Origin of the sequence: Dactylosporangium sp. NPDC051541 (genome assembly GCF_044454505.1) — a bacterium.
In the GTDB taxonomy this organism is placed as follows: domain Bacteria; phylum Actinomycetota; class Actinomycetes; order Mycobacteriales; family Micromonosporaceae; genus Dactylosporangium.
In genome coordinates this window covers 83,083-92,311 of record NZ_JBITDU010000027.1, presented here as the reverse complement: position 1 = coordinate 92,311, position 9,229 = coordinate 83,083, and the positions used below count along the sequence as shown (strand labels likewise).

Here is a 9,229-nt window from a genome sequence, read left to right as displayed (position 1 = left end):
GCGGCGGCCGTCACCATGCCCGCCGCCGCGCCGACCAGCACCACACCCAACCGGCCCATCGCCAGCCATCTACATCTCGAACCCGGGCTGGAGTACTAGCCGGAAACCCTCCTATGAACGGCCGACAGCGCATATCGCGAATCAAATTTCGAGCACCGTGTGGTATGCCCAGCGTGGACCGGAATCCTGGCACCTTGCCGCCGCTCCCCGATTAATCCGATCGGGGTAAGACGTGTCGCCGCCCCACTGCCGCGTTCGAACGCGAATGGCGGAATGTTTTCCCCATGGTTAGGACCTTGTTCCTCCTGTCATCTTTATCGACGTAATTCGGCTGGCGTTACGCCCGGCCGATCACACCTGGGAGGACTTTGTTCATGGGAATCGCGTCTCGGATCACCAAGCGCACGGCCGTCATCGGCACGGTCTCCGCCGTTGCCCTCGCCGGCGGCATCGCCTACGCCGCGTGGACCATCACCGGCTCCGGTTCCGCGGGTGCCTCGGCGAGCACGGCTCAGCCGGTCAGCTTCAGCAACACGACCGTTGGCACGCTGTATCCGGGCGCGACGGTGGATGTGCGGGCGACCGCTTCGAACCCGAATCCGTTCCCGGTCAACTACACGGCTCCCGCGACCCCTGCGATCACCGTCACCGGTGGAACCGGAACCTGCGCTTCGACCAACGTCATCTTCACGGCCGGCGGCGCGGTCGGCATCGGCCCGGCCAGCGGCAGCACCCCTGGTACGGCCAACAACGCCGCGTTCGGGACGCTGAAGATGATCAACGACGCGGCGGACGGCTGCCAGGGCGCCACCTTCACGGTCGACCTCGCCGGCGGTACTGGCGTCAGCGCAGCCTGATTAGCTCGAGCGCTCATCGGCGAGGAGAGAAATCGTGCGTAAGCTTCTGCGGGCAGGCCTGATTGTTGTACCGATACTGGCCATCGGGGCCGGAAGTATCGCATGGGCCGCCTGGAGCATTCGCGGTGCCGGCTCCTCGCAGGCCCAGGCGGAAACCGCGGTGCCGATCGCGGTGGTATCGGCGACGACAGCACCGTCGACGTTGCTTTATCCGGGTGGATCCGCCGACATGGTGATCCGGGTCCGGAATGGAAACCATTTTCCGGTCACCATCACGCGCGTCACGCGGACGTCGAAGCCGATCACGACGGACGCGGGGCATGCGGCATGTCCGGGGTCGCTGCTCGACACGACGAGGGATGACGACACATTCGCCGTCAACGTCCACCTCCTGGTCAATGAGGAGAAAGAGTTCACGGTGCCGAGGGCGATTTGGATGAGTCCAGAAGCCGGCAATGCGTGTCAAGGTGCGCAGTTCGGCATTCCGGTAAGTCTGTTCGGCACTAGCGGTTGAGGTTGCTTCGGGTGTGGCGGGTCGCCGCTCGTCACACCCGCCGGACTGAAGGACTTTGATGAACAAAGGGCTCGTCTCGGCCGCGGCGCTCGTGTGTGGCCTGCTTGGTGGGGTGCTCACGCGAGCCGATGCGTCGGGTGGCGGGTTGCAGTTGGACCTCGAGCATCATGTGGTCACGTGGGGTGACGGGTGGGATTCGTCGTGGGCGGCCGGTAACGGGCAGACCGCGCTCTCGATCGAAGCGCCGCCGGTACGAGGGCTTTACCCAGGAGCAGTCAAGTCGCTGGCCATCGTGGTGTCGAACGTTGGGCGGACCGATGTGCGGATCTCCGATGTGTCCGGGCGAGTGACCCGGACTTCACGGGCGGGCTGCGCGCCGACCCCGCAGAACCTGGTGGTGCGGCGGTGGGAGAGTCCGGGGCAGTCGGGGTTGGTCATCAAGGCGCACGAGCACAGAGCGACGGGGTCGCTGCCCCTGTTCATGCCGAACACGGTCTCCAACGCGTGCCAGAACACGACGTTCACCATTACGTTGCTGGCCACTGGATCTCAGGTGGGGCGATGAAGTACCCGCGGGTCAAGCTTCCGCTGCTGGTGGCCGTGGCGGTGGTGATTTGCATCGTCGGTGCTACGGGGGCGCTTGCTTCGTGGAGTGTGAACCGTACGACGTTCACGGTGAGCGTCAAGGCTGGGAAGCTCGGGACCGGGCCGCAGCCGACAGTCAGCGCGGAGGGCAGCGATGTGACGGTTTCGTGGACCAGGTCGTCGCCGGCGCTGTATCGGGTTTGGCGGTATCAGAACGGAAAGGCGCCCCGTCAAACGGCCTGTGGGAGTTCTTCGACGCCTGTGAGCACCAGCTGCGTGGACAAGGCGGTCGACCACGGAAAGAAGTGGAACTACACCGTAGAGCCGGTGCTCGGAGCCTTCTGGCATGGAGCCGAAGGGCTGCGCAGCGAAGCAGTGCAGGTCACGGGTCCAAAGGTGACCGGAAACGCTGAGCTGGTGATTGTGACGCCGACTCCGACGAGCACGCCGACGGCTAATGTGCAGGCGCCCGCTGCAGCAACCACGACGAACCCGCCTGCGACCACGCAAGCGCCGCCGGCGACGACGCAGCCGCCGACCACCACGCGGCCGCCCGCGGTCGATCCCACGACCGCTGCGGCGGACGCCTCAAGCCAGGCGGCGGAGGGTGGTCAGGGCGCGTAGGGCGTCGGACAGGGAGATCGGGTGGTCGTCGGCCTCGGTGGCCAGGCACTGTTCGATCATCTGGCGCATCAAGGTGGAGGGCTTCACGCCGCGGCGTCTGGCGATGGTGGCCAGTTGCTCGGCGGTGTCGGTGGGGAGACGGACCGAGTAGACCGCCATCGTCTCGCCGTCCGGCTTCGGGGGGAGGGCGGCCGGGGTGTCGGTGTAGGTGATGTTTCCGGCGGCCACCGCGAACGCCAAGGCGTCCAGCTGGTCGTCGCTGGGGGGAGTTGCTGGGGTTGCTGGGGTCATTGGCCGGCCTCCCATGCTTCGAACTCGGCGACCTGTGCGGGCGTCATGTCCAGCGCGCCCACGATCAGCCACTCCAGGCCGCCTTCGTGCCGCAGGACGACGATCAGTGGGCGTCCTGCCTCCGTGCGTGCCCACACGCTGAGGACCGGGAGGTCCAACGCCATGCCCGCTCTCGGTAGGCGGCGGTCGGCGTTCAAAGCCTGGAGTGCTTCCAGCGGGTCTATGCCGTTGAGGGCCGCCAAGGTCGCCGGCCACCAGCGGTAGGGCATACCCCAATGTACGACGCCCGTCCTACAACCGTCCAGCGCGCGCAATACTGGCAGCATGATCGTGGTTACTGGAGCGTCGGGGCAGGTTGGCGGGCGGGTCGCGAAGCTGCTGCATCGGCCGCATGCACTGCTGGTGCGAGATCCCGCAAAACTGGACCAAACCGAGAAAACGGTAAAAGTCGCGGATTACAGCGATACATCGGCCATGACACAGGCGCTGCAAGGCGCTGAGACCCTGTTCCTCGTGTCCGGGCGCGAACATCCCGACCGGCTGCGGCAGCACAAAAGTGCGATCGACGCGGCGGTGCAGGCCCAGGTGCAGCGGATCGTCTACCTGTCGTTCGCGGGGGCGGCCAAGGACTGCACGTTCACGTTCGGGCGGGACCACTGGCACACGGAGCGGTACATCCGGGAGACCGAGCTCGCGTTCACGTTCCTCCGCGACAACATGTACCTCGAGATGATCCCGCGGCTCGCCGACGAGCGGAAAGTGATCAAGGGGCCGGCCGGCGACGGGCGCGTGGCCGCGGTCAGCTACGACGACGTCGCGGCGGCCGTCGTGGCCGTCCTGGACGACCCGGCGACGCACGACGGTAAGACGTACACCCTGACCGGGCCGGAAGCGTTCACCCTGCACGAGGCGGCCGAGATCCTCGGGCTGACCTACGTCCCGGAGACCGTCGAGGAGGCGTACGCGTCGCGGGCCCACTACGGGGCGCCCGACTTCGAGGTCGCCGGGTGGGTGACGTCCTACCAGGCGATCGCCAACGGGGAGCTGGCCGAGGTCACCCAGGACGTACAGACGCTGACCGGGCGTCGGCCAAAGGAATTGAGAGGTCTTTGACATAGCGAACCCATAGCATCGGATGCATGCCTGATACCGATCGCATTCCGCAGCGCCCCAGTCTCGACGGTCTCGAGGAGAAGTGGGCGCGGGTATGGGAGGTACAGCGCATCTACGACTTCGACCGCACCGCCGACAAGGCCAATGTGTTCGCGATCGACACGCCGCCGCCGACCGTGAGCGGGGCGCTGCACATCGGGCACGTGTTCTCCTACACGCAGACCGACATCGTGGCGCGATACCAGCGCATGCGCGGCCGGGACGTGTTCTACCCGATCGGGTGGGACGACAACGGGCTGCCGACCGAGCGGCGGGTGCAGCTCACGTTCGGTGTGCAGTGCGACCCGACGCTGCCCTACGACCCCGACTTCGAGCCGCCGGCGCAGGGTGACAAAGGCAAGGACCGCGTCCACGTCAGCCGGCGCAACTTCGTGGAGCTGTGCCAGCGCCAGACCGCCATCGACGAGCAGTCCTACGAGCACCTGTGGAAGCTCATGGGGCTCTCCGTCAACTGGAATTACCTTTACACCACCATCGGCACCCGGGCCCGGGCCACCGCCCAGCGCGGGTTCCTCAACAGCCTGGCCCGCGGGGAGGCGTATGCCCTGGACGGGCCGACGCTCTGGGACGTGTCGTTCGGCACGGCGGTGGCGCAGGCCGAGCTGGAGGACCGGGAGCGGCCGGGGGCCTATCACCGGATCAGGTTCGGCGAGTTCTTCGTGGAGACCACCCGGCCGGAGCTGCTGCCCGCGTGCGTGGCTCTGGTGGCGCATCCGGAAGACGCTCGATTCAAAGCGCATTTCGGCGGTACCGTCAAAACGCCCCTCTTCAATGTGGAAGTCCCACTGCTGCCACACCGTCTCGCCGATCCTGAGAAGGGCAGCGGACTGGTGATGGTGTGCACGTTCGGCGACCTGACCGACGTGATCTGGTGGCGCGAGCTGGACCTGCCGACCCGCACGGTCATGCAGCGCAACGGACGGCTCGGGCTGCAGCCGCCGGAGGGCGTGGACGAGGACCTTTACGCGCCCGTGGCCGGGCTGACCGTCAACCAGGCCCGCGAGAAGATCGTGGCCCTGCTGCGCAGCTCCGGTGAGCTCGACGGGGAGCCGCGGCCGATCACGCACGCGGTGAAGTTCTACGAGAAGGGTGACCGGCCGGTCGAGATCGTGGCGACCCGGCAGTGGTACATCCGCAACGGCGCCCGGACCTCCGAGCTGCGCGAGGCCATGCTGGAGCGCGGCCGCGAGCTCGAGTGGGAGCCGCAGCACATGCGGTCACGATACGAGCACTGGGTGGAGGGGCTCACGGGCGACTGGGTGATCAGCCGTCAGCGCTTCTACGGGGTGCCGATTCCGCTGTGGTACCGCCTGGACGCCGACGCCAACCCCGTGTACGACGAGCCGATCGTCCCGGAGTCCCTCCCGATGGACCCGAGCAGTGACACGCCGGCCGGCTTCGAGGAGATCGACCGCGGACAGCCGGGCGGGTTCATCGGCGACCCGGACGTCATGGACACCTGGGCCACGTCGTCGCTGACCCCGCAGATCGCCGGCGGCTGGCTCGACGACCCGGAGCTGTTCGACCTGGTGTTCCCGATGGCGATGCGGCCGCAGGCCCACGAGATCATCCGGACCTGGCTGTTCACCACCGTGCTGCGCTCGCACTTCGAGCACGGGGTGCTGCCGTGGAAGCACGCGGCGATCGCCGGCTGGATCCTCGACCCGGACCGCAAGAAGCTGTCGAAGTCCAAGGACAACGCCAAGGACTCGCCCCCGGACTTCGTGGCGCGGTTCGGCGCGGACGCGGTCCGCTACTGGGCCGGCAGCGCCCGCCGCGGCGTGGACACCGCGCTGGACGTCAACCAGTTCAAGGTGGGCCGGCGGCTGGCGGTGAAGCTGCTCAACGCGAGCCGGTTCGTGCTGGGGCTGCAGGACCGGAGCCAGAGCGGCCAGCCGGACCTGGCGAAGGTGACCGAACCGGTCGACCGGGCGCTCATCGGTGCCTTGTCCACTGTGGTCAGTGAGGCGACGGCCGCGCTCGAGACGTTCGACTACGCCCGCGCGCTCGAGGTCACCGAGCAGTTCTTCTGGACCTTCTGCGACGACTACGTGGAGCTGGTGAAGGCCCGCGCCTACGGCGAGGCGGCACCGTCCGAAGTGGACTCGGCCCGGTCCGCGCTGGCCGTGGCTCTGTCGGCGGTGCAGCGGCTGTTCGCGCCGTTCCTGCCGTATGTGGCCGAGGAGGTCTGGTCCTGGTGGCAGGAGGGCTCGGTGCACCGGGCGCCCTGGCCGCAGGCCCCGACACCGGCCGACACCGCGCCGTTCGTGGTCGCGGCCGCGGTGCTGACCGAGATCCGGCGGGCCAAGTCGGCCGCCCAGCAGTCGATGAAGGCCGAGGTGGCGAGGCTCGAGGTGGCCGGCCCGGTCGGCACCCTGCAGACGGTGAAGGCCGATCTGACCGCGGCCGGCAACGTCCGGGACTGGGCCATCTCCGAAGCGGAGGAGCTGTCGGCTACCGTCAGCCTGTGATGGAACTTCAGGCCATCGGGCTCCAACACCCGGCCGTCCGGCAGGTGCAGCACATCCAGAACAACACGGCCCCGAACCGCTACAAGCTGTTCGTCGCCGAAGGGCTGTGGGCGCACAACATGCTGCTGGAGGCCGGGGCCCCGATCGACACGTTCTTCTGGTGCCCGGAGGCGATCTACGCCGACGAGGCCCACAAGCGGGCCGAAGAGATCGCGGAGCGGGCCGAGCGCTCGTTCCGCATCTCCCAGCGCACCCTGGAGAAGATCTCCGAGCGCGACAAGCCCGACGGCCTGCTGTCACTGGCCGCGCTACCCCGCTGGGACGAGCGCGACCTGCGCTTCGGCAAGACGGCGCTGATTCTGGTGGCCGACGGGTTGGAGATTCCCGGCAACCTGGGCACGCTGATCCGCTCACTGGACGCCTGCGGCGCCGACGCGCTCGTGCTGACCAATCGCAAGACCAGGCTGACCCATCCGAAGGTCATCCGGGCCAGCCAGGGCACGATTCTGACGGTACCCACACTGGAATATGAAACCGTCGAGGAAGCCGTGGCCTGGCTGGAGTCGCGGCGCTTCACCGTCCTGCTGGCCGACACCGACGAGGCGATCAACTACCGCCAGGCCGACTACGCCGGGCGCACGGCACTCGTGGTCGGCAGCGAGCGCTACGGCATCGCGAAGGGCTGGTACGGCCGCGGATACCAGCGAGTCGCCGTCCCCATGCTCGGGTCCGGCGACTCGCTGAACGTTTCCGTCTCCGCCTCGATCCTGCTCTACGAAGCGCAGGCGGCGAAGTCGCGCTGGTGAGGGTTACTTCGGCTGCGTGACCTGGCCGCGCAGCGCGATGGCCTGCAGGAAGATGTCGCCGATCTTCGCCGGGTCCGGTGCGACGAACGTGCCGCCGCCGATCGCGTCGGTGATCTGGCGCATCTGGGCCTCGCCGACCTTGTCGCCGATGCCGATCAGGATCATCTGGATCGGCTTGGCCGGGTCCTGCGCGGCTTTCAGCTGGGCGATGAGCTCTTCGATCTTCAGGCCGCCGGCCGGGTCGTCGTTGGCGCCGTCGGTCATGACGATGATCGAGTTGACCCGGCCGCTCTCGTAGCCACTCTGCACCCGCTTATAGGCGGCCAGGATGGTGTCGTAGAGGCCCGTGTCGCCGGTCTTCTTCGGCTGGATCTGGCCCAGGGCCTGCAGGCAGGCGGGGCGGTTGCTGATCAGCGGACCGATCGGCACGAGCTCCTTGTAGTCCTTGTTGCCGTCGAGCAGCGTGGAGAACTCCCACACGCCCAGGGCCCAGGAGTCGTCGAAGAGCGACAGGCCCTTGCGGGCCGCCTCGAGCGTCACCTGCATGCGGGTCGCGTTGCCGGCCGTCGGCACCGGCTCGAGCATCGAGCCGGAGATGTCGAGGACGGCCAGCATGCGGGCCGGGAGCGTGATCGCCTGCCACTTCGTCAACAGGCCCTCGACCGTCGCGGCGTCCGGCAGCTGCGGTGCCGCGGCGGCCAGGGCGCCGGGGGCGTTGGCCGGGGAGACGAAGCCCTTGCCGGGCGCCCCGTCGGCGCCGCGCAGGCCGATCGCGCCGAGCTTGTCGCGGAACGTCTGGGTCTGCAGCGACTTGAGCAGCTCGTCGGCGATGCCGGTCTTGTCGGCGCTCAGGGTGACGTAGGGGTAGTCCAGCGGCGGCGCGGCCGGGTCGGTGTAGAGGGCGGCCAGGCGGACGGCCGGCTGCTGCCCGTTGTACTGGATGATCGCCTGCTCGGACAGTGGGGCCACGGTCAGGCTGGTGCCGAGCGTGGTCGGGTCGCTGCCCTTGGGGAACTTCTGCATCAGGTCGGACTCGACCGACGATCGCCCGGCGGCCAGCGCCCGCAGCGCCTGCGTCGCGGTCTGGGTGGCCTGCTGGGCGTTGCCGCCACCGGACGCGGCCGCGACCGCGGCCAGCGTGAGCAGGCCGCCGAGGCCGGTCGCGTCGCGGCTGGGCTCGGTGATGCCGACCTTGACCTTCGCGTCGGTGGCGACCTTGGCCAGCAGGTCGGCGTAGGTGACGTTCTTCTGCGGCCAGCCGAACGTCTGCGCGATCGGCTCCGGCATGGCCAGCACGACCGGGCTCATGGCGATCGAGTGCGCGCCGGCCGGGACCGTCTTCTGGTCGACCGCGCGGAGCCGCTGCAGCCACAGCGACGAGTCGGCGACCCAGACGTCCGGGATGCGGGTCTTGCCGTTGGGCTGCCCGACGCCGGTCAGCGTCTTGCTGGACTTGCCGGCCAGGGCGGCGGCGACGTCGGCCGGGTCCTCGTCGAGGACCTCGATGTCGACGCAGTTGCCGTTGTTCTTGGCGGCCTCGGCCCAGTCGCCGGCCTGCGCCTTGATCGCGGGCGAGAGCTCCGCGGGCGCGCCGATGGTGAGCTTGGCCTGTGCGGTGCCGCAGGACGGCTTGTTGTACTTGTTGAACGCGTACCAGCTGCCGGCGAGGACCACGAGAACAGCGACAGCGGCGGCGCCCAGCTTCAGCGCGCCGCCCGACGAGCCCGATGGGCGGTGGCGACCTTTCTTCACGGCTCTCTATCCTCCGGACCGACGGCCTTCGCGGCGGCATACCTTCGGTTGAAAATCACTGACGGTACGCATCCCAACAAACGAACGCCCAATCTACAAGGCGCCGAAGAATCGTAGTTATCCGAGCACGCTTCGCAATCGCCACCGCTTACGCGC

10 protein-coding genes are annotated in these 9,229 nt (G+C 68.2%); 7 read left to right on the top strand and 3 right to left on the bottom strand.

Annotation, left to right across the window (positions count from 1 at the left end; translation table 11 throughout):
* Window positions 1–374: 374 nt before the first annotated feature.
* Genes ACIA8L_RS53630 through ACIA8L_RS53615 form a run of 4 tightly spaced genes read left to right on the top strand, consistent with a single transcriptional unit; the run spans window position 375 to window position 2,580 of the window.
* Window positions 375–857: a hypothetical protein gene (locus ACIA8L_RS53630; protein ID WP_395917595.1), complete on the top strand. Its 483-nt coding sequence runs from the start codon at window positions 375–377 to the stop codon at window positions 855–857.
* Window positions 858–891: 34 nt separating this feature from the next.
* Window positions 892–1,371 carry a hypothetical protein gene (locus ACIA8L_RS53625; RefSeq protein WP_395917593.1) on the top strand — a complete coding sequence of 160 codons (480 nt, stop codon included), beginning with the start codon at window positions 892–894 and terminating at the stop codon, window positions 1,369–1,371.
* 58 nt (window positions 1,372–1,429) lie between these two features.
* Window positions 1,430–1,936 carry a hypothetical protein gene (locus tag ACIA8L_RS53620; RefSeq protein ID WP_395917592.1) on the top strand — a complete coding sequence of 169 codons (507 nt, stop codon included), beginning with the start codon at window positions 1,430–1,432 and terminating at the stop codon, window positions 1,934–1,936.
* On the top strand, window positions 1,933–2,580 hold the full coding sequence (locus tag ACIA8L_RS53615; protein WP_395917590.1) for a hypothetical protein: 648 nt from the start codon (window positions 1,933–1,935) through the stop codon (window positions 2,578–2,580). The genes ACIA8L_RS53620 and ACIA8L_RS53615 overlap by 4 nt, the downstream gene beginning before the upstream one ends.
* On the opposite strand, the gene ACIA8L_RS53610 is transcribed toward ACIA8L_RS53615, so the two are convergent.
* Window positions 2,545–2,871, bottom strand: a complete 327-nt coding sequence (locus tag ACIA8L_RS53610; protein ID WP_395917588.1) for a CopG family transcriptional regulator — start codon at window positions 2,869–2,871, stop codon at window positions 2,545–2,547. The genes ACIA8L_RS53615 and ACIA8L_RS53610 overlap by 36 nt on opposite strands.
* Complete coding sequence (locus ACIA8L_RS53605) at window positions 2,868–3,185, bottom strand: hypothetical protein (protein WP_395917586.1); 318 nt, start codon at window positions 3,183–3,185, stop codon at window positions 2,868–2,870. The genes ACIA8L_RS53610 and ACIA8L_RS53605 overlap by 4 nt, the downstream gene beginning before the upstream one ends.
* A gap of 10 nt (window positions 3,186–3,195) precedes the next feature.
* Between ACIA8L_RS53605 and ACIA8L_RS53600 the strand changes: the two genes are divergently transcribed.
* Genes ACIA8L_RS53600 through ACIA8L_RS53590 form a run of 3 tightly spaced genes read left to right on the top strand, consistent with a single transcriptional unit; the run spans window position 3,196 to window position 7,321 of the window.
* Window positions 3,196–3,984, top strand: coding sequence for an SDR family oxidoreductase (locus tag ACIA8L_RS53600; protein WP_395917584.1), 789 nt, complete (start codon window positions 3,196–3,198; stop codon window positions 3,982–3,984).
* A gap of 26 nt (window positions 3,985–4,010) precedes the next feature.
* On the top strand, window positions 4,011–6,515 hold the full coding sequence (gene valS, locus ACIA8L_RS53595) for a valine--tRNA ligase (protein WP_395917582.1): 2,505 nt from the start codon (window positions 4,011–4,013) through the stop codon (window positions 6,513–6,515).
* Entirely contained in the window at window positions 6,515–7,321 is an 807-nt protein-coding gene (locus tag ACIA8L_RS53590) for a TrmH family RNA methyltransferase (protein ID WP_395917601.1), read from the top strand. The genes valS and ACIA8L_RS53590 overlap by 1 nt, the downstream gene beginning before the upstream one ends.
* A gap of 3 nt (window positions 7,322–7,324) precedes the next feature.
* Here ACIA8L_RS53590 and ACIA8L_RS53585 read toward each other — a convergent pair whose 3' ends face one another.
* Complete coding sequence (locus ACIA8L_RS53585; RefSeq protein ID WP_395917581.1) at window positions 7,325–9,073, bottom strand: VWA domain-containing protein; 1,749 nt, start codon at window positions 9,071–9,073, stop codon at window positions 7,325–7,327.
* Window positions 9,074–9,229 lie beyond the last annotated feature (156 nt).